Raw genomic sequence first — 18,488 nt, forward strand, 5'->3', positions numbered from 1 at the left:
GGCCCCGCGGCCCCTTGGCCCACCAGGCCGCCTGGTCCGTCAGGCCACCTCGCCCCCGGCTCATTCGGCCCGCCTGGCCACTTGGCTCACCCCCGGCCACCAGGCCTGCCTGCCCCCCTGGCCCACCAGGCCGTCAGGCAATCTCGCCGGGGGGCGGCAAGGTGGGTCTCGGGGCAGGGCCTCAGGCCGTCAGGAGGCCCGAGGTGTCGATCACTTGGCGGATGGCTGTGCCGTCGGCCAGGGACTCCAGCGCGCGGTTCACCTCCGGCGTGGTCAGGGGGAGCGTGCCCGTGTGCATGTCTTCGACCGGCATCTGGCCCGCGCGCCAGAGGGCGAGGTAGCGGGGGATGTCGCGGGCCGGGACGGCGTCGCCCATGTAGGAGCCGACGAGGGACTTGCCCTCGCCCGCGAAGGCCAGGGCCGGGACCGCGTCCAGGGTGCGGTCCGGGGCCGGGAGGCCGACGGAGACGACCGTTCCGCCGCGGCCCACGGCGCGCAGGCACGCCGCCATGACGCCGCCGCTGCCCACCGCCTCGAACGCGAAATCCGCCCCGCCGCCCGTCAGATCGGCGACCGCCTCCTCCGCCTCGTCCGGCGCGAAGGCGTGGCTCGCGCCGAGGCGCAGGGCCAGGTCCCGCTTGGCCGCGACCGGGTCGACGGCGATCAGCGGGGAGGCGCCCGCGGCGCGTGCGCCCAGGACGGCGGAGAGGCCGACGCCGCCCAGGCCGTAGACGACCGCCGACTGACCCGGGCGCAGGGACGCGGTGTTGATGACGGCGCCCGCGCCCGTCAGCACCGCGCAGCCGAACATCGACGCCACCGAGAAGGGGACGTCGGAGGGGATCGGGACCAGGGACTCCTGGGCGACGACGACGCGTTCGGAGAAGGCGGAGACGCCGAGCTGGTGGTGGACCGTGGCGCCCGCCGCGTCCCGCAGCAGCGAAGGCCCGTGCAGCAGTCCGCCGGAGCCGTTGGCCGCGGCGGCCGCCCCGCACAGCGCCGGGCGGCCCTCCGCGCAGCGCGCGCAGTGGCCGCAGCTCGGGACGAAGACCAGGGCCACATGGTCGCCGGGCTGTACGCGGGCGACGCCCGCGCCCGTCTCCTCGACGACCCCGACCGCCTCGTGGCCCAGGGCCATCGGCAGCGGGCGTACGCGGTCGCCGTTGACGACCGACAGGTCGGAGTGGCACAGGCTCGCGGCGGCGACGCGCACGAGGACCTCGCCCTCGCGCGGCCCGCCCAGCTCCAGCTCCTCGACCTGGACCGGGCGCGTTCCGCCGTACGGGCGTGCCGTGCTGACCTCGCGGAGGACGACCGCACGTGTCTTCACGCCGCCGCCCCCTTCGGGCCCCTCGGGGTCAGCCGCAGCACCTCGCGGTGCTCCAGCAGCGGGACGACCTTGCCCAGGACGAGGTCCTGGAAGTGGCCGGTGGCGCAGTGCGCGTCGAAGTCGGCCTCCGCGTCGTACTCCTCGTACAGGACGACGGTGCGCGGGTCCTCGGCGCCCCGGTGCACGCGGTACTGGCGGTTGCCCGGCTCCTGCCGGGACGCCTCGGCCATGGTGTCGAGCAGCGCCAGCACCTCGTCCTCCTTGCCGGGGAGGGTGCGGTAGCGGGCGACGACCACGTACGTCATGGATGGCTCAGCTTTCTTCGGAGGGCGGGACGGCCGGGGGAAGCGCGTCCCGGGTGAGGTGCCACAGGCGGGGGTCGGAGGTAGCGGCGGCGACGGCGCCCAGGCCCAGCGCCGCCGTCACGTCCTCGGGCGTCTGGACGAACCCGGCCGCCACGTACGGCGTCATCGCGCGCAGCGATTCGGGGCTCATCCGGCCGACGATCGGCGCGGGCATGACCTCCACGAGGTCGGGCAGGCCGCGCGCGACCGCGTCCAGGCTGCGGTTGAGGTTGGAGCGGTCCGTCACGAACACCTTCATCATCGTCAGCAGCCCCAGCGGGCGGCCCTTCTCGATGAGGGAGAGGCGCGTGGAGACGACGCCCGCGGCGCCCATGTTCTTGAGGAACTCCAGCGCGCCCCGGTCCTGGGCGAGACCGGGGGCGCTGTCGACGTTGACGAAGACCGTCTTGCCCGCCCGGCCCAGCGCCGGGACCACCTGCGGCAGCTTGCCGACCGGCACCGAGGCGAGGATGCACACGGAGGCCGGGGCTGTGAGGAAGTCCCGGAGGGGCTGGGAGCCCACGACCGACGACACGACCGGTACCTTCGCGAACGCGGCGGAGAGTCTGCGGTCGAGCGTGGCGGCGCTGGGCCGGTGTTGCGGGTTCATACGGATACGGCGTCCTGTCAGCTCAGAGGGGAGGGCCCGAAACGGCTGGGAAGGCCCAGCTTGCCAGGGTTGAGGATGCCGTTCGGATCCAGCGCCCCCTTCACGGCGGTGAACGTCGCGAAGCCGGCGCCGAGCGCCTCCGCCAGGTACGGGCCGCGCAGCAGCCCGCAGCCGTGGTGGTGGCTGAGCGCAGCGCCGTGCCGGATGAGCACGCCGTTGGCCGCGTCCCACACCGCGCGGTACCACGCGCGGCGCCCGGCCGGGTCCACGTCGCCGCGCAGCGAGAAGTAGACGCAGGCGCCGTCGGTGTACGCGTGCGACTGGTGCGCGGAGGCCGCGAGGGTGCCGGGCACGGACTGGATGGCCTCGACCACCTCGTCGTAGATGACGGGCAGGTCCTTCCAGGACGCCGCCATCTCCAGGGTGTCGGCGACGAAGCCCGGGCCCGGCGTGAAGCCGTCCGAGGACTTGCCGACCAGCATCCGCTCGTCCAGCCAGCGCGCGAAGACCGTCTCGGAGTCCAGCTCGGGCCCGTACTCCTCGCACACCTCGCGGCTCACGGCCATCACCGAGTCGACGAGCGCCGGGTCGCCCTCGTCGGCGATGAGCAGCAGGTTGGTGTCCGGGTGGTCGAAGTGGACGCCGCTCTCCAGCGTGTCGTACAGCCGCAGCACGGCCGGGGTCGCGCCGCGCTGCAGGATGCGGCGGCACGCCTCCAGCCCCTGCGCGAACGAGTCGAAGCCGAAGGCCAGCGCCTTGGCGTGGTCCGGCAGCGGGTGCACGCGCAGCCGCGCCGAGACGATCACGCCGAGCGTGCCCTCGGAGCCGACGAAGAGCTGCCGCAGGTCGGGGCCGACGGCGGCGCGGGTGTAGTCGCCGTACGTGGCGCGGGTGCCGTCGGCGTGGATCACGTCGACGCCGACGACCATGTCCTCGATCTTGCCGTAGCGGGTGGAGAGCTGGCCCGCGCCCCGGCACGCGATCCAGCCGCCGACGGTGGAGATGGCGAACGCGGACGGCCAGTGGCCCGTCGTCACGCCGTACGTCTCCTGCAGCTCCTTCTCGAAGAGGTCGCCGAACATGCCCGCCTCGACGTCCACGACGTTCGACTCCGCGTCGAACGAGCGGATCTTGTCGAGCCCGCACAGGTCGAGGACGACGCCGCCGAAGACGGGCAGTGCGGCGCCCGTCACGTTCGAGCGCCCGGCGGAGGCGGTCACCGGGATCCCCGCCTCGTTGCAGATCCGCAGCACGGCGGCGACCTGGTCGGCGTCGGCGGCCTCCACGACCACCGCGTCCGGCGTCGCGGGACGCCCGTCGGTCTCGCCGATCATCGAGCCCGCCCACCAGTCGCGGGTACGGGTGACGACCTCCTCGCGCTCGACGTGCACGGCCTTCGCGGCCCCGCGGAGCTGTTCGAGAACGGCCTCGGGGACCTCGACGGGGCTGGTCTGGAGCGCGGCCTCGCCGTCCCCGACCGGCGTGCGCTGCGCCCAGGCGGAGGGGCTGGGGGCGCCGACGGTGTAACGGCCCCGGTTGAACGGGTGGGTGATGGTCTGGCGGCTGATCATGCTGCGGCTCCTTCGGTCGCTGCTGCGGTGCCCTCGAAGAGGACGGTCTTCTCGTGGCGTATGGAGGCGAGGTAGTCGGAGACCTGCCGCTCCACCTCCTCGTCGGTCAGGCCCAGTTCGGCGCCGAGCAGCGCGCCGACCTCGGGCGCGGCCTCGGCGGAGGCGTCCCGCGCGAAGAGCCTGGAGCGGGTACGGCGGGAGAGCACGTCGTCGACGGAACGGGCGAGTTCGGCGCGCGCCGCGTAGACGACCTCGGCGCGGGTGTACGGCAGCCCCTCGACCACCGGACCGGCCAGCGACGGGTCCTCGGCGATCAGGTCGTGCACGAAGCGGGCCTCGGTGCCGTACCGCTCGCCCAGGTGCGCGGCGAGGCCGCCGGAGGCGGCGACGGCCTCCGCGTCGTAGCCCGCGCCGCCGAGCAGGGGGAGGTTGACGGTGCGGGACTTCGGCGCGGAGGAGCCCTTGCGGCCCAGCACGCCGAGCACCTTGTCGATGACCAGTTCGCCCATGTGGCGGCTGGTGGTGAGCTTGCCGCCGGTCACGGTCACCATGCCGGTGGGGCCGACGCTGATGTGGTGGTCGCGGCTCATGTTGAGCGTCGCGCCCTCCTTGCCGCCGACGAGCGGGCGCAGCCCGCCGATCGAGCCGACCACATCGTCCGGGGTGAGGTCCACGTCGAACGCGGTCCGCGCGCCCTCCAGCAGGAACTCCATCTCCTCGCGCGTGCAGTGCACGTCGTCGGCGGAGCCCTTGTAGTCGTTGTCCGTGGTGCCGAGGACGACGGTGTCGCCCCAGCGGGTGCAGGTCGCGCGGCGGGCGCGGCCGGGGATCGGCACGGTCACGGTGCAGTCGATACGGACCTTGTGCCACGGCACCACGATGTGTACGCCCTTGGCGGGGCGTACCTGGTCCTCGTGGCGCTCGTCGGCCATCGCGTCGACCCGGTCGCTCCACACGCCGGTCGCGTTGACGACGGCGTGCGCGCGGATCTCGACCTCGTCGCCGTCGATCACGGCCTTCGCGCCGCACGCCCGGCCGCCGCTGGTCAGCAGCGCGTCGACGCGGGCCCCGTTGAGGATCGTCGCGCCGAGCGCGGCGGCCGTACGGGCGATCGTGAGGGTGAGGCGGGCGTCGTCGGCGCGGCTGTCGAAGTACATCAGCCCGCCCTTGAGGCTGTCCGCGCGCAGCGTCGGCGCGTGCGCGAGTACCTCGGGGACGGTCAGCCGCTGGTGCAGCTTGCCTATGCGCCAGCCGCCGACCAGGTCGTACGTCCACAGGAGGCCCTCGAAGCCCTTGGCGAGGCGGGGGTCGAAGATGCCGTCTTGTTCGAGGATCGGGAAGAGGAAGGGCAGACGGTGCACCAGGTGCGGGGCGTTCTTGCGGAACCGGTGCCGCTCCAGGAGGGAGTGCCGGACGAGGTTGACGTTGCCCTGCTCGATGTAGCGCAGGCCGCCGTGCACCATCTTCGAGGACTTCGAGGAGGTGCCGGAGGCGAAGTCGTCCTTCTCGACCAGCGCGGTGCGGAGGCCTCTGGAGACCGCGTCCAGGGCGGCGTACACCCCCGTGATGCCGCCGCCGACGACCAATACGTCGAACTGGTCGTCGGCCAATTGCCGCTTGGTCCGTTCGCGGTCGAGCAGCAGCGCCGTGCGGCGCGTCGCCCGTGCGGAGCGGCCCGGCTTCCGGGCCGGCATGGTGATCACGAGATCAACTCCTGGTGTTGCGTTTGCCTGTTGGGCGGTTGGTGCTGGGGAGGGGGTGCCCCTTGTTGTGCGTTGCCGGGTGCGCCGTGCGCTGTGGCCGGCCGCGCAGTTCCCCGCGCCCCTGACGGGGCACCTTCGCTTCGCCGTTCCGCGAAGCTTGGGAGGTCTGCGTTTCCCTCCCACTGCGCTTGGGAGGTCTGCGCGAAGGCGCAGGGCTGGCAAGCGCAGCCCTCACGCCGGGTGCTCCCGCGAAAGAGCCGGGTTCGGGGTGCCCCGGGCTGTGGTTCGCGGGGTGCGCCCGCGTCGTGGCTGGGCGCGCAGTTCCCCGCGCCCCTGAAGCCGTCCCTCCGGGACGCGCTTCAGCTTCAGGGGCGCCATGCTCATGGCCTCTGCGTCAGGGTGCGCCATTCCGCTCGCTGCTCCTCCCGTACGGCGGAGTCCAGCTCCGGTTCGAAGACGTCGCCCTTCGAACGGGCCTCGACCGCCTCTTCGAGCGAGGTCCAGAGACCGGTCGAGGCCCCCGCCAGGTACGCGCTGCCGCGCAGGCTCGCCGTCGCCGAGTCCGCGACGCGCTCCAGCGGCATGCCGACCAGGTCGGCCTGGATCCGCATCAGGGGGTCGCTGCCCGAGACGCCGCCGCCGACGCGCAGTTGCCGCAGAGGCGCGCCCATCGTCGCGGTGACGCCGTCGACCAGGTCGCAGACGGAGTGCGCGATGCCCTCCAGCACCGCGCGGGCGATGTCGGCGCGGGTCGTGGCGAGGCTGAGCCCCGTCAGGGAGCCGGTGGCCTCGGGCCGCCACACCGGGACCCGTACGCCCGCGAGCGTGGGCACGAAGCGGGGGCCGCCGGAGCGGTAGCCGCCGGGGGCGGCGAGTTCGCCGATCTCCTGCGGGGAGGAGAAGAGCCCGAGGTCCTCGCAGAGCCAGCGCAGCGCGGAGCCCGTCGTCGAGGCGTACGCCTCCAGGCTGTACTGCGTGGTGCCGCCCTGCCGCCAGCCCGGCTGGGCCAGGACGCCGTCGATGCCGGGGCGGGGCATCGCCGGGTCGAGGCCCGTCGAGACGTCCACGAACGCGCCCGTCCCGTAGACGCACATCCCGTGCCCGGCGTCGAGCCCGCCGAGGGCGAGGAGCGCCGCGTGCTGGTCGCCCATCGAGGCGGCCAGCGGGACGGAGACGCCGAGCGTGTCGGCGTCGGTGAGGCCGAAGCCCGCGCCGTCCGCGTCGTCGGCACGCAGGTCGGGCAACAGCTCGGGCGGGAAGCCCTGCGCGGCGATCCACTCCTCGAACCAGGCGTGCTCGCGCAACAGGTAGCCGCCGGTGGACGCCGCGTTCGAGGCGGTCGTCGCGTGCGTGGCGCCGCCGGTGAGCTGCCAGATCAGCCAGGTGTCGACGGTGCCGAAGAGCAGCCGTCCCTCCCGGTGCGCCGCCGCGACCTCGGGCCGCTCGGCGATCTGCCGCGCCGCCCACAGGAACGGGGCGCGCGAGCCGACGGGCCGCCCCGTACGGGTGAGCAGGACGGAGTCCCACTCCGCCTCGTACGCGAGGAGGTCCCGGGCGTAGCGGCGGTCCTGCCAGACGACGGCGGGGAGCAGGGGCAGCCCGGTGACGCGGTCCCAGAGGATCGCGGTCGCGCGCTGGGTGGTGAGGGCGACCGAGGTGATCTCGGTGTCCCCGGCCGAGCCGAGGGCCCGGCGGGCGACGTCCAGCGTCGCCGTCCAGATCTCCATCGGGTCCTGCTCGACGGAGAGCGCGTCGGGGTGGGCGACCTTGATCGGCCGGTAGAACACCTCGCCGGCGGACCCGTCGTCGTACACGATCCCGGCGCGGGTGCCGGTGGTGCCCTCGTCGATGGCCAGTACGCCCCTACGGGCGGACGGCTGCGTCATGGCTGCCCCTTTCCTGCCGCACCTGCCGCACCTGGTCCAGGCCGCCGTGGGCCTCGTCGTCAGGGGAGGCATCGGCCTTGGTCGGGTCCCACTTGATCGCGAGGCAGGTGAGCATGCCGAGCAGCGGGACGACGGACAGGACCAGGAAGGTGTTGCCGAGGCCGAGGCCCTCCTTGATCTGCGGGAAGACGTAGAGCCCGATGACGCTGCCGAAGCTGCCGACCATGCCGGTGACGCCGGTTCCCAGCGCCCGTACGTCGCTGCTGTAGGAGAGCGCGGCGATCGACTTGCCGTTGGCGCCGGGGCCCGCCGAGTGGCAGAGGATGAAGAGCACGGGCAGGCAGAACGCGATCACCAGCGGGGCCTTGCCGAAGGTCAGGCCCATCGCCACGAGCGCCACGAAGACGCCGCCGAAGCCGTACGCGGAGCTGAGCCGCAGGCCCATCCGGCGCCCGAAGTACGCGGAGGCGAGGCCGCCGACGATGCCGACGGCGTTGAAGACCATCGAGCCGATCGTCGCCTTCTCGAAGCTCTCGCCGAAGATCGTCAGGCTGATCACCGGCAGGTACCAGCCGACCGCGAAGTACTGGAGGCCCTGGCCCAGCGAGATCACCGAGGAGAGCAGCGTGCGCGGCAGGTAGTCGCCCTTGAACAGCAGCCCGGCGTGGCGCATGCCGATGGCGGGCTTCGCGGCGACGGCCCTGGCCTCGGCGCCGGTCGTGTCGGCGGCCGCGCCGATGCCGTAGATCTTGCGGAGGTTCTTCACCGCCTCCTCCAGGCGGCCCTTGCTCGCGAGCCAGGCCGGGCTCTCGACGAGGAAGAGCCACTGGAGGACGAGGAGCACCGCTGCGATCACCCCGGCCGAGCCGAGGGACCAGCGCCAGATGTCCTGGCCGACGTCGAGGTTGTAGAAGCCGAGCGCGAGCAGCAGGTTGCCGGTGGTCGCGCAGTACCAGACGGCCTGCCACAGGTTGAGCCGTCCGCTGCTGGCCTTGGGGGTGTACTCGGCGAGGAGGGCCATGGCGACGGCGAAGTCGATGCCGTAGGCGACGCCGACGAGGACGCGGCCGAACCAGACGGTGGTGAAGTCCCCGGCGAAGGCCGCGAGGAGCGCGCCCGCCACCGCGAAGACCTTCGCGAGCAGCAGCGGGGGCACCCGGCCTATGCGGGTGGCGAGCCAGCCGCCGACGGGGTTGAAGATGATGGCCAGAAAGGGCGCCGTGGCCGTGAGCACGGAGATCTCGGTGCTGCTCAGGTCCATCTGGTCGGTCATCGGACCGAGCCCCGCGCTCAGCGCGGCGTTGGCGTACGCGTCGAGGAAGAGGCCGCCGAACGCGAGGTACCAGGTGACCCGGGCCCGCCCGGTGACGGTGCGCAGCCCATCGATGAGCGCAACGATGTCGGCGACGCCTTTGACGCTCGGACGTTGTGCCATAAATCCGCCTTCGAGGAGGACCTGTCCGATGGCACAACGTGAAAAGCAGACACAGCGGAGCCACCGACAGGTGGTCTGTGTCTGTGCCTGCCTTGAGCTACGACAACTTCCGTAGCGTGAAGTACGACGAGAAGTTAAGAACGAGCCAACGACGGCGTCAAGGGTTTCCGGAAGATTTCCTTCACGTGACCGGTCACGTGACCCGGGCCGTCACGGTGAAGCGGGCGCCCTGTCCGCGCGCGTCCGGGCCCGCGTCGTACGGGTCGATGCGGCCCAGGTAGCGGGGCTCGTCCAGCGAGGTCAGCGCGTCGAAATCGGTCAGCTCCCGGTCGTTCGGATCGGAGACCACGACGCGTGACACGGTGGCGACGTGCCGGCCCTCCTCGTCCCACAGCTCGAAGCAGAAGGTGGGCGGGACGAAGCTGCGCACGCCGTTGTCGACGACGCGTACCGGGGAGTCCACGGCGCGTGGTCGCGCGGTCATACGCCGCTCGCCTCCCAGCGTCCGGCGGGGCAGCTCTCGGTGGCCAGGGCCGCCTTGCGCCGTACGTCGCAGCCGCACATCCCGCACACGGTCCTGCCGTCCCTGCCGCCCGTCAGCCGGTACAGGGCCCTGTCCGGCGGGGCCTTGAGCTGGTCGCAGCCCCGGCAGACCGCGAGCCTCTTCCGGTACTCGGCCTGCGGTGTCCGGCTGAATCCGGACGCCGCCCAGCGCGCGAGCGCGGCGCCCGCCCGGCCGAGCAGCTCGGCGTTGCCGGGCCCCGCCTCGTCGTCGTACTGGCTGAGCAGCAGGTCCAGCATGCCCGGGTCGTCCCGGCACAGCTCCAGATGGTGCAGGAACATCGGGTCGCGGGCGATCTCGGCGAGGACCGCGTCGGTGACGCGCGAGGCCGGGATACCCAGGCCCTCGGCGAGCGTCCGGCGGTCCGGCTGGGTGTCGGGCACGGGGTTCTCCCTGGTGACGGGGGCGGGCAGGGGGAGCGGGCGGACGCCGCGGAGGCGTGGGTGATGAGGTCCGCGGCGGCCGCCCGTCGTTCAGCGGGTCACGCCGCGCAGGCCGGCTTGCCGCTGAGCGCGACGGCCGCGTGGTACGTCGCGACGCGGCAGGCCCCCGGCGGGTGCCCGCAGCCCGCGGTGCCGCCCGGCGGGTGCGGGTCGTTGGGCACGCCGAAGAAGTTGGCCATCTGCGCGATGGCCGCGTCCGTCGTCTGGATGAACGCGTCCCCGAACCAGACCTTCCGCATGATGTTGCGCACGCCCCGGTAGTCCGCCTGGCCCTCGCAGGACAGGCCGCCCGGGAACGTCGGCGTGCCGCCGTAGTGGTGCGCCAGCTCGTGCGCGAGCACCAGCGCGATGCCCTCCAGCTCCAGGTCCTGGTCCCGGACGAGGCCGCCCTTGAGGGCCACGTGCCGCACCCCGTTCTCGACCCAGGCGTACGCGTTGACCTCGTCGCTCGCCCAGTCGAGGTGATACGTCACGTCCGGGTAGAACACCTTGTGCTGCTGGATCAGCGCCTCGGTCCACTCGCGCGCCAGCGGGTCGTTGAACGCCCGCTTGGGCGAGCGCCGCTTGGCCTCGGCCTCCTCGGGCGAGAGGAAGCTGCACGCGTCCTCCGGCACGCTGACGAGGGTGGCCTCGGCGGGCACGAAGGTGTGCTCGGCGAGGTCCAGGTCCTTCGCGTTGTAGTTCGAGGCCCGGATGTTGGAGGCCTCCCCGGTGGCGGCGGCCGGGAGCTCGGGCGCCTGGAGGCAGGCCCTGCCGAAGCGGTCGACGTACTCCTGGGAGCCGACGACCGGCATGTCGTCGTGCTGCTTGACGTTGAACCCGGCCACGTCGGAGCGGCGGGCCATGATCTGCACGACGTAGTCGGCGCTCACGACGCCGTTGGTGTTGAGGAGATGCTTGTCCAGGTCCTCGCCCGGCGGCTCCTTGCCGGCGGCGGCGACGTGGTGGAAGCCCGCCAGATAGTCGCCGATGTGCACGGCGCGGACGCTGACCGGGTCGCCGGCGGGCGAGACCAGCACGTCGTCGGGCGTCAGCCGGTCGGCGCGCTTGAGCGTGTGCTCGTCGCCCGCGAGCAGGAAGAGGTGGTCGCTGGTGACCGCGAGCGCCGTCTCCCCGTACAGCACCAGGACGGTGAACTTCTGGCGCGAGGCGCCGGTCGTGCCGCCGCTGAACACGACGGGCTGCGGCGCCCAGTCGAGGCCCGTGCCGGAGGCCATGATCTGGTCGCCCACGGCGTAGGTCTCGATCGCCTTGAACCCCCCGCTCCCGTCCTCGACCATCGTGCCGAAGGCGAGGCAGGAGCACGAGCAGTAGCAGGGCCCGATGCTGTCCCGGGTGAGCACCGGGTGATTGATGGGCCAGCCTTCGAGTTTGCAGATTTCGTTGATTTCTGAATCCGCTCCACTGCAGTGAGCCGATTCGCACTGTCGTACCATTCCCGCCCCCTTCTCGCATGTGCGTGATGGCATTCATTAACGTGCGGAACGGTCCCTACCGGAAGACGCCGGGAGGGAAAACATATGCCTCAGCAGGCTCTTTCCTTTTCAAAAGGAGCGGGAATCCCCGAGGTGAATTCGGGGCACGGGATCCCGCCCCGCGCCAGGGGCCGAACGGCCCCTGGCATAGGGTCGTCCCCGACATGCGGGACCGGGAGGCGGAGGGGCGACCGTGGGTGTGAACAAGGAGCGCATGCTGGCCGGGGACTGGTACCTCCCCGACGACGAACAGCTCGCGGAGGAGTCGCGCCGCGGCATGGAACTGTGCGAGCGGTACAACACGACGAGCCTGCGGCTGCCCGCAGAGCGCCAGAAGATCCTGGGCGAACTGATCGGCTCGCTCGGCGAAGGGGTGCGCATCCGGCCGCCGTTCCGCTGCGACTTCGGCACGTACATCACGTTCGGCGACGGCGTCTTCGTCAACTTCGGCGGCGTCTTCCTCGACACCGCGCCGATCACCGTCGGCGCCCACACCCAGATCGGGCCGAACGTCCAACTCCTCACGCCCACCCATGAGCTGGACCACGACCGGCGCCGCGAGGGCTGGGAGAAGGGCCTGCCGGTGACCATCGGCTCCAACGTCTGGCTCGGCGGCGGCGTCATCGTCTGCCCCGGCGTGACGATCGGGGACAACACGGTGGTCGGCGCGGGTTCCGTCGTCACCAAGGATCTCCCCGACGGCGTTCTCGCGGTCGGAAATCCGGCGCGCGTGATCCGTGATCTCGGCTGAGCCGGAGCGCGTTCGGGTGGAGGGTGTTCGGGTGGAGGGCGTTCGCTTGGCGGGTCAGAAAAGGATTCCGTAATAGGTGCGGGAAGAATTCCCGCCGTTATCCGGGAATGCTCACGCGCCCGGAATCGCGGTGGCCCCCAGCAGCCGCCCGGCCTCCGCCGTGAGGGAGGGAAGGGCGCGGGCCGGGTCGGGGGAGCGGGCCAGCAGCATGCCCGCCTCGCACAGCGCCCCGAACACCAACTGGCAGCGGGCCTCCAGGTCTCCGTCGGCCATGTGCCCGTCGTCCCTCGCGGCGCGCATCCCGGCGGAGAGGACCCGCAGGACGTGCGCGTACTCGATCTCCCTGACCGTCTCCCAGCCGAGCGCCGCCGGGCCGTCCAGCAGGACGACGCGGCGGAACGTCGGGTCGAGGCAGTGCTCCAGGAACGTACGGGCGCCCCGCTCCAGTGCCGTCCAGGTGTCGGGCGCCCCGGCCGCGACGCGCTCCAGCCGGGCGGAGATCTCCTCCTGCTCGCGGACGAACACCGCGCGGAAGAGGTCGGCCTTGCCCCGGAAGTGGTGGTAGGCGGCCCCCTTGGTGACCCCGGCGGCGGAGGCCACGGCGTCGATGGACGTGGGCCCGTAACCGTCGCGGCCGAACAGCTCGCGCGCGGCGGCGAGCAGCGCCGACGTGGTGGCGTCGGACCGTTCTGCCTGCGTACGGGCCGGACTCCGGCGGCTCATGGCGACTCCTGCGCTTCCTCGTGACGGACCTCTGACGGGCCTCGTGGCGGACCTCTCGGCGGGCCTCGTGACAGGCCTCTTGACGGGCATACCCGGGGTACGTAACTTCGGCCGCGACCTTGCATACCCGAAGTACGGAAGAGAGCGAACCATGACCGCACCGGCCATCGCAATCTACGGGGCCTACGGCCACACGGGGCGCCTGGTAGCCGCCGAACTCCGCGCCCGCGGCCGGAACATGATCCTCGCGGGCCGCGATCCCGACGCCCTCGCCTCCTTAGCCGCCGGGCTGGAAGAGGACGGCTCCGGGGGCGGGGCCCGCGTCCGGACCCTCACCGCCTCCGTCGACGACCCCGACGCGCTCCGCGAACTCGCGGGCAGCGCCGCCGTCCTGATCCACTGCGCGGGCCCCTACTCCCGCACCGGCGCGCCCGTCGCCCTCGCCGCGGCCGAGGCGGGCTGCCACTACATCGACCACGCCCTCGAACCGCACCACGTCAAGCACGTCTTCGACGCCCTCCAGGCCACCGCCGAGCGCACCGGGACCCTGCTCGTCCCCGGCGTCAGCTTCTACGGCGGGCTGGGCGACCTGCTCGCCTCCGCCGTCGCCGACGGGCTCCCCGCCGTCGAGCGGATCGTCCTCGCCTACGCGGTGAGCGGCTGGCGGCTCACCACCGGCGCCAAGAACACCGCCGCGCAGCTCTTCGCCGAGACCGAGCGGCTCACGTACGCCGACGGCACGCTCCGCTCGGGCTATGTCGAGCCCCGCAACGCGGTGTTCGCCTTCCCGCCGCCGCTCGGCCCGCGCTCGACGCTCACCCCCTTCCCCTCCTTCGAGCCGCTGACCGTGCCCCGGCACGTACCGACGCGGAACGTCGACATGATGCTGACCTCCTCCACCTTCGAGGAGCCGGACGTCTTCGAGAGCGAGGACCTCGACGACGACACGCGCGCCGCGACGGACTTCATGGTCGCCGGGCAGGCCATCTACGAGGGCGGGAACCGCGCCGGCGATCTGCGGGGCCACGACCTGTGGCGGGCCGCCGCCGTCGCCTCCGTCGAGGCCGCCGTCCGCGTCGCCGACGGCGACGGGCCCGCGAAGACCGGGGTCCTCGCGCCCGCCGAGGCGTTTCCCGCGCGGGAGTTCCTCGAGGCGCTGGAGGCCCGGGGCGTGCTCACGGCCCGCCTCCCCGACCCGTCCGAAGGGAGCTGATCCCCATGGCCACAGCGGCGACAGGGCCGATCCTCGTCACCGGGGCCGGAGGCGGCCAGCAGGGCTCCACCGGCCGCCACGTCGTACGGCTGCTGCGCGAGCGCGGCCACGAGGTGCGGGCCTTCGTCCACACCGACGACGCGCGGGCCGACGCGCTGCGCGCGCTCGGCGCCGAGGTCGTGGCCGGTGACCTCCGCGAGATCACCGACGTCCTCCCCGCACTGCGCGGCGTGCGCCGGGCCTACTTCACCTACCCCGTGACCGACGGACTCCTCGAAGCCACCGGCACGTTCGCCGCCGCCGCGCGCCGCGAGGGCGTCGAGCGCGTGGTCGAGGTCTCGCAGCTCGCCGCCGACCCGCACGCCGGGACCCCGCGGATGCGGCTGCACTGGGTCTCCGAGCAGGTCTTCGACTGGGCCGGGATCGGCGCCGTGCACCTGCGCGCCGGGGTCTTCTTCGAGAACCTCGACTTCCTCGTCCGCGCCGCCGGGCACGGCGAACTCGCCCTGCCCCTCGGCGCCCCCGACACCGTCCTGCCGCTCGTCGCGGGCACGGACGTGGCGCGCGTCGGAGCCGGGCTGCTGGCCGACCCGCTCCCCGAACTCCCCGGCGCCGACCCCGTCGTGCTGCTGTGCGGCCAGGTCATGACGGTCGGCGAGGCCACGCGGACCTTCGCCGAGGGGCGGGGCACCCCGCTGACGTACGCCGACGTCCCGCCCGGCGACTGGCGCAAGCGCGCCCTCGACCTCTACGGGGGCGACCTCCACACCGTCGAGCACCTCAGTAAGCTGTGGGACCTCTTCCGCGCGATCGGCGCCCACCACGAGCTGTACGAGGTGACCGGCTCCATCGAGCGCTACGGCGGCGAACCGCCCCGCACCCTGCGCGACTTCACCGAGGAGCCCGCGAAGGAGCCACCGGCTTCCTGAGGCCGATCGCCCCGGCCATGGCGCGCGGTCCCGCGTCGTCGGGGTGCACCGTGTCCCCGGCCGCGCGGCCCCGGGCCGCCAGCCGCACGAACCCGGCGACGGGCTGACCGGCCCGTCAGCTCCTCGCCGGGGCGCGTCCCTCAGGACGTCGTGCGGGAACCGGGGCCGGCGTGCGCCCAGTGGGCCGAGACGCTCACACATGCCGGTGAGCCCCTCGGCCATGGGCCGCGGGGCCCGGCTCGCGTTGACTACGAGGTGTACGGAGCAGAGACCGGAAAACAGAGGAGTGGTCCGAATGCTGCGGGCACTGCAGAGCGTTTCGCTGATGGCCGCCACGCTCACCACGGGGCTGAGCGCGGGGCTGTACTACGGGTTCACGTTCGCGGTGATGCCGGGGCTCAAGCGCGCGGGCGACCGCACGTTCGTGGACACCATGCAGAAGATCAACGACGCCATCCTCAACGGCTGGTTCATGCTGCTCTTCCTCGGCTCCCTGCTGTTCATCGTCGCCGCCGGGGGCCTCCAGCTCGCGGGGGACCGGGGCCCGGCGCTGCCGTGGATCGTCGTCGGGCTCGTGCTGTACGCGGCGGTCCTCGTGATCACCTTCGCGGGCAACGTTCCCCTCAACGACGCCCTCGTCGCGGGCGGCCTGCCCGACGACGCCGGGCGGCTCGCCGAGCTGCGCGCGGAGTTCGAGGACGCCTGGAACCGCTGGAACGGGCTCCGCACGGCCGCGAACACCGCCGCCTTCGCCTCCCTCGCCTGGGCCCTGGTCCGGCACTCGGCCTGAGCGCGGGCCCGGCGCGGGCTCAGTCCTGGGAGAGGATCACCGCCGTGTACGGGCCGAGGGCGAGCGCGGCGGTGCAGGGGAGGCCGTCCCGGGGCACGGGAACGGCCTCCGTGTCATGGGCGGGGTGGCCGCCGAACGCGGGGTCGTACCCCTCCCAGTCGCTGTTGAAGCGGACCCGCCACAGCCCGCCGCGCGGCATCCCGAGGGAGTAGTGCGCGTACCCCCGGTTGGCGAAGTTGGCGACGACCACGGTGTCGTCCCGGGGCCCGCCGTGCATCCGGCGGTGGTAGGCGAGGCACTTGTCGGTGTCGTTCACATGGAAGACCGAGACATGGTCGCCCCGCAGTCCGGCCGTCGTGCCGCGCAGGTCGCGGCGGAGCGCGATCAGGTCGCGGTAGAGGTCGATGAGGCCCCGGAAGCGGCTCGCGCGCGTCCAGTCGAGCGGGTCCTGGTCGTCGAACCAGCGGTCCTCCAGGAACTCCTGGCCCTGGAAGAGCATGGGCACGCCGGGCACGGTCAGCACGAGTGCCGCACCCAGTGTCGAGCGCTTCTTCGAGAACCAACTGTCGGCGCTGCCCGGCCAGATCTCCTCCGGGACGCGGGCGTGGCCGTTGGCGACCTCGTCGTGGGACTCGGTGTAGACGACGCGGCGCGGCTCCCCGCCGTCGAAGCGGTGCTCGATCGCGGCACGCACGGCCCCCATGTCGCGGTCGCGGTCCTCCGTGGCGATCACCGCGCGCCGCACCGGGTGCACGAAGTCCGCGTCCCACTGCGCGTCGAACCCGGCCCCGCCCGCGCCGGTCGGCGCGGTGACGCGCGGGTCGCCGCGCAGGTCCTCGGCGACGCTGAACGCGAGGGGCGCGCGGCGGTCGATCTCGTCGTTGACCCAGCGCATCAGGTTCCAGCCGTCGGGCAGCGGCGTGCCGTCGGCGTCGCGGATGTACGCGGTGGCGTCCCAGCGGAGGCCGTCCATCCGGTACTCCTCCAGCCAGTGCAGCGCGTTGTCGCGGAGGTACGCGCGGACCTCGGGGCGTCCGTAGTCGGGGCGGGTGTGGCCCCAGGGCGTACGGGCGCGCCAGTCGTTGTAGAAGTAGATCCCGCCGCCGTGCTCGCCCTCGTGCCAGCCGTCGTAGCGCCACAGGATCAGGTCGCCGGGGCCGAGGTGGTTGTAGACGACGTCGAGGAGGACGGCGATGCCGTGCCGGTGGGCCTCCCGGACCAGTCCCTTGAGCGCGAGCGGCCCGCCGAGGTCGGTCTCGACGGCGAACGGCGCCGACGGGTTGTACCCCCAGGAGAATCCGCCGGGGAACTCGGCGGCGGGCATCAGCTCGATCGCGTTCACGCCGAGTCCCGCCAGGTGGGGCAGGCGGGGGAGCACATCGGCGAACCGGCCGGGGCCGCCGCCGGGTTCGTCGTTGAAGGTGCCCACATGCATCTCGTAGAGCACCAGCTCGTCCCGCGCGGGCGGGCGGTAGTCCTCCGTGCCCGACCAGTCGAACTCCCGCTCGGTCACGAGCGCGTCGCCCGGCGAGCCGGTCATCGCCGCCGCGAAGGGATCGGCCCGCCACAGCTCCTCACCGCTCGCGGCCGTGATCACGTACTTGTACGCGTCTCCCGGCTTGACCCCGGGCACCTCGCCCGCCCAGCGGCCCCCGTCCTCGGGCGCCAGCGGCACGCCGGGCACCTGCCAGGCGTTGAACGAGCCGGTGACGGCGACGGCCCGGGCGTGCGGGGCCCAGACGCGGAAGGCGGCCCCGCCGTCGTAGGGGACGGCGCCCATGACCGGCCGGCTCATCGCGGCTCACCTCCCGAACCGCAGCGTGCGGCGCACCAGGTCCAGCGCCTCGTCCGCCCAGCCGATGGTGCGCAGCCCCGCGGTGACGTTGCCCGGCGGCCGGTTGACCAGGGTGTCGCGGCGGATGAGCCGCGCGAAGTCGACCTCGACGGGGTCGGGCCGCACCTCCCCGCCGAACGGTGTGCGGAACTCGACCCCGGCCAGCCGCATCACGTCGATCAGCTCCTGCGCGAGGATCCCGTAGCCCACGGTCGTCGGATGCACGCCGTCCAGCGAGAACAGGCCGCCGGAGGCGCGCCGTTCGCCGTCGCTGGTCAGGAAGTGCGAGGTGAACGCGGGCGTGAGCGCGGCCACGGCGGGCGGCAGCTCGTACGGCGTCCACCAGTCGGGGCGGGCCTCCTCGTCCTCCGCGTAGCGGCGGGAGGCGAGCCGGTCCAGTAGCCCGGCCGTGTCCAGGAGATACCAGTCGCGGCCCGCGCGCCGGGCCTCGCGCACGGTGTCCGCGAGGGAGTCGTTGTACTGGTCGACGGCGGTGTCGATCGACCGCGCCTGGTCGCCGGTGAGATGGGGGTCGCGCCGCACGTCGAAGTCGGAGTCGCTGATCCAGGGGCGGGTGTAGTACGGGAAGTAGCGCGAGCCGTCGGCCATCTTGTGCCGTACGCCGCGCGCGACGGGCGCGATCGTCACGTGCGGCACCGCGCACCAGATGACGTGCCGCGCGCGGATCTCGCCCACCCGCGCGGCCACCCGGGACAGCTCCGTGGCGAAGTGCTCGGGCCGCCACACGGTGTACGCGCCCTTGCGGCGCGGGTCGTCGTAGCCGTCGCCGCTCCACACCAGGCGGAGGTCGATCACGGAGGACAGCGCGTTGTTGGAGCCGAGGAAGACGATCAGCGTCTCGATGCCGTGGTCCGGATCGGGATCCTCC

Annotated in this window: 16 protein-coding genes and 1 pseudogene; 4 read left to right on the forward strand and 13 right to left on the reverse strand. The window is 73.0% G+C overall.

The genetic code is table 11. The features are described 5' to 3' along the window. Nucleotides 1–181 precede the first annotated feature (181 nt). The 10 genes from ABD343_RS30650 to ABD343_RS30695 all read right to left on the reverse strand — a co-directional run bounded on the left by ABD343_RS30650 (nt 182) and on the right by ABD343_RS30695 (nt 11,227). Entirely contained in the window at nt 182–1,330 is a 1,149-nt protein-coding gene (locus ABD343_RS30650) for an alcohol dehydrogenase catalytic domain-containing protein (protein ID WP_344532825.1), read from the reverse strand. Beyond that, complete coding sequence (locus ABD343_RS30655) at nt 1,327–1,635, reverse strand: putative quinol monooxygenase (protein WP_344532827.1); 309 nt, start codon at nt 1,633–1,635, stop codon at nt 1,327–1,329. The genes ABD343_RS30650 and ABD343_RS30655 overlap by 4 nt, the downstream gene beginning before the upstream one ends. Before the next feature lie 7 nt (nt 1,636–1,642). Continuing rightward, nucleotides 1,643–2,284, reverse strand: coding sequence for a glycerol-3-phosphate responsive antiterminator (locus ABD343_RS30660; protein ID WP_344532829.1), 642 nt, complete (start codon nt 2,282–2,284; stop codon nt 1,643–1,645). Between the two features lie 17 nt (nt 2,285–2,301). Then, the gene (locus ABD343_RS30665) at nt 2,302–3,855 is read right to left on the reverse strand and encodes an FAD-binding oxidoreductase (protein ID WP_344532831.1); all 1,554 of its coding nucleotides are present in this window, start codon (nt 3,853–3,855) and stop codon (nt 2,302–2,304) included. Next, nucleotides 3,852–5,558 carry a glycerol-3-phosphate dehydrogenase/oxidase gene (locus ABD343_RS30670; protein ID WP_344532833.1) on the reverse strand — a complete coding sequence of 569 codons (1,707 nt, stop codon included), beginning with the start codon at nt 5,556–5,558 and terminating at the stop codon, nt 3,852–3,854. Before ABD343_RS30670 ends, ABD343_RS30665 begins: the two co-directional genes overlap by 4 nt. Nucleotides 5,559–5,938: 380 nt before the next feature. Next, nucleotides 5,939–7,444: an FGGY family carbohydrate kinase gene (locus ABD343_RS30675; RefSeq protein WP_344532835.1), complete on the reverse strand. Its 1,506-nt coding sequence runs from the start codon at nt 7,442–7,444 to the stop codon at nt 5,939–5,941. After that, on the reverse strand, nt 7,422–8,879 hold the full coding sequence (locus ABD343_RS30680) for an MFS transporter (protein WP_344532837.1): 1,458 nt from the start codon (nt 8,877–8,879) through the stop codon (nt 7,422–7,424). The genes ABD343_RS30675 and ABD343_RS30680 overlap by 23 nt, the downstream gene beginning before the upstream one ends. 193 nt (nt 8,880–9,072) lie before the next feature. After that, nucleotides 9,073–9,363, reverse strand: coding sequence for a hypothetical protein (locus ABD343_RS30685; RefSeq protein ID WP_344532839.1), 291 nt, complete (start codon nt 9,361–9,363; stop codon nt 9,073–9,075). Further along, nucleotides 9,360–9,824, reverse strand: a complete 465-nt coding sequence (locus tag ABD343_RS30690; protein WP_344532841.1) for a hypothetical protein — start codon at nt 9,822–9,824, stop codon at nt 9,360–9,362. Before ABD343_RS30690 ends, ABD343_RS30685 begins: the two co-directional genes overlap by 4 nt. 98 nt (nt 9,825–9,922) lie before the next feature. After that, on the reverse strand, nt 9,923–11,227 hold the full coding sequence (locus tag ABD343_RS30695) for a M48 family metalloprotease (RefSeq protein ID WP_344532842.1): 1,305 nt from the start codon (nt 11,225–11,227) through the stop codon (nt 9,923–9,925). A gap of 325 nt (nt 11,228–11,552) precedes the next feature. Between ABD343_RS30695 and ABD343_RS30700 the strand changes: the two genes are divergently transcribed. Then, the gene (locus ABD343_RS30700) at nt 11,553–12,110 is read left to right on the forward strand and encodes a sugar O-acetyltransferase (protein ID WP_344532844.1); all 558 of its coding nucleotides are present in this window, start codon (nt 11,553–11,555) and stop codon (nt 12,108–12,110) included. 111 nt (nt 12,111–12,221) lie between these two features. Here the strand turns inward: ABD343_RS30700 and ABD343_RS30705 are convergent, their stop codons facing one another. Then, nucleotides 12,222–12,833: a TetR/AcrR family transcriptional regulator gene (locus ABD343_RS30705; RefSeq protein ID WP_344532846.1), complete on the reverse strand. Its 612-nt coding sequence runs from the start codon at nt 12,831–12,833 to the stop codon at nt 12,222–12,224. Nucleotides 12,834–12,984: 151 nt separating this feature from the next. Between ABD343_RS30705 and ABD343_RS30710 the strand changes: the two genes are divergently transcribed. The 3 genes from ABD343_RS30710 to ABD343_RS30720 all read left to right on the forward strand — a co-directional run bounded on the left by ABD343_RS30710 (nt 12,985) and on the right by ABD343_RS30720 (nt 15,765). Beyond that, a complete protein-coding gene (locus tag ABD343_RS30710; protein ID WP_344532848.1) occupies nt 12,985–14,046 on the forward strand; it encodes a saccharopine dehydrogenase NADP-binding domain-containing protein in 1,062 nt (353 codons plus the stop codon). A 5-nt stretch (nt 14,047–14,051) separates the two neighbouring features. Beyond that, entirely contained in the window at nt 14,052–14,975 is a 924-nt protein-coding gene (locus tag ABD343_RS30715; protein WP_344532850.1) for an NmrA family NAD(P)-binding protein, read from the forward strand. A gap of 295 nt (nt 14,976–15,270) precedes the next feature. Beyond that, complete coding sequence (locus tag ABD343_RS30720; RefSeq protein ID WP_344532852.1) at nt 15,271–15,765, forward strand: anthrone oxygenase family protein; 495 nt, start codon at nt 15,271–15,273, stop codon at nt 15,763–15,765. Between the two features lie 19 nt (nt 15,766–15,784). Here the strand turns inward: ABD343_RS30720 and ABD343_RS30725 are convergent, their stop codons facing one another. Both ABD343_RS30725 and ABD343_RS30730 read right to left on the reverse strand, forming a co-directional pair. Beyond that, complete coding sequence (locus ABD343_RS30725; RefSeq protein ID WP_344532853.1) at nt 15,785–17,560, reverse strand: alpha-amylase family glycosyl hydrolase; 1,776 nt, start codon at nt 17,558–17,560, stop codon at nt 15,785–15,787. Between the two features lie 6 nt (nt 17,561–17,566). Further along, nucleotides 17,567–18,488 (reverse strand): annotated as a pseudogene (locus ABD343_RS30730) (hypothetical protein); the annotation flags it as partial.

Source organism: Streptomyces albiaxialis (assembly GCF_039530985.1).
GTDB lineage: Bacteria > Actinomycetota > Actinomycetes > Streptomycetales > Streptomycetaceae > Streptomyces > Streptomyces albiaxialis.

Excerpts from the sequence above, each read along its gene's own strand:
- ABD343_RS30655 (WP_344532827.1), bottom strand. The coding sequence starts at position 1,635 with ATGACGTACGTGGTCGTCGCCCGCTACCGCACCCTCCCCGGCAAGGAG.
- ABD343_RS30660 (WP_344532829.1), bottom strand. The coding sequence starts at position 2,284 with ATGAACCCGCAACACCGGCCCAGCGCCGCCACGCTCGACCGCAGACTC.
- ABD343_RS30665 (WP_344532831.1), bottom strand. The coding sequence starts at position 3,855 with ATGATCAGCCGCCAGACCATCACCCACCCGTTCAACCGGGGCCGTTAC.
- ABD343_RS30675 (WP_344532835.1), bottom strand. The coding sequence starts at position 7,444 with ATGACGCAGCCGTCCGCCCGTAGGGGCGTACTGGCCATCGACGAGGGC.
- ABD343_RS30680 (WP_344532837.1), bottom strand. The coding sequence starts at position 8,879 with ATGGCACAACGTCCGAGCGTCAAAGGCGTCGCCGACATCGTTGCGCTC.
- ABD343_RS30685 (WP_344532839.1), bottom strand. The coding sequence starts at position 9,363 with ATGACCGCGCGACCACGCGCCGTGGACTCCCCGGTACGCGTCGTCGAC.
- ABD343_RS30705 (WP_344532846.1), bottom strand. The coding sequence starts at position 12,833 with ATGAGCCGCCGGAGTCCGGCCCGTACGCAGGCAGAACGGTCCGACGCC.
- ABD343_RS30710 (WP_344532848.1), top strand. The coding sequence starts at position 12,985 with ATGACCGCACCGGCCATCGCAATCTACGGGGCCTACGGCCACACGGGG.
- ABD343_RS30715 (WP_344532850.1), top strand. The coding sequence starts at position 14,052 with ATGGCCACAGCGGCGACAGGGCCGATCCTCGTCACCGGGGCCGGAGGC.
- ABD343_RS30720 (WP_344532852.1), top strand. The coding sequence starts at position 15,271 with ATGCTGCGGGCACTGCAGAGCGTTTCGCTGATGGCCGCCACGCTCACC.
- ABD343_RS30725 (WP_344532853.1), bottom strand. The coding sequence starts at position 17,560 with ATGAGCCGGCCGGTCATGGGCGCCGTCCCCTACGACGGCGGGGCCGCC.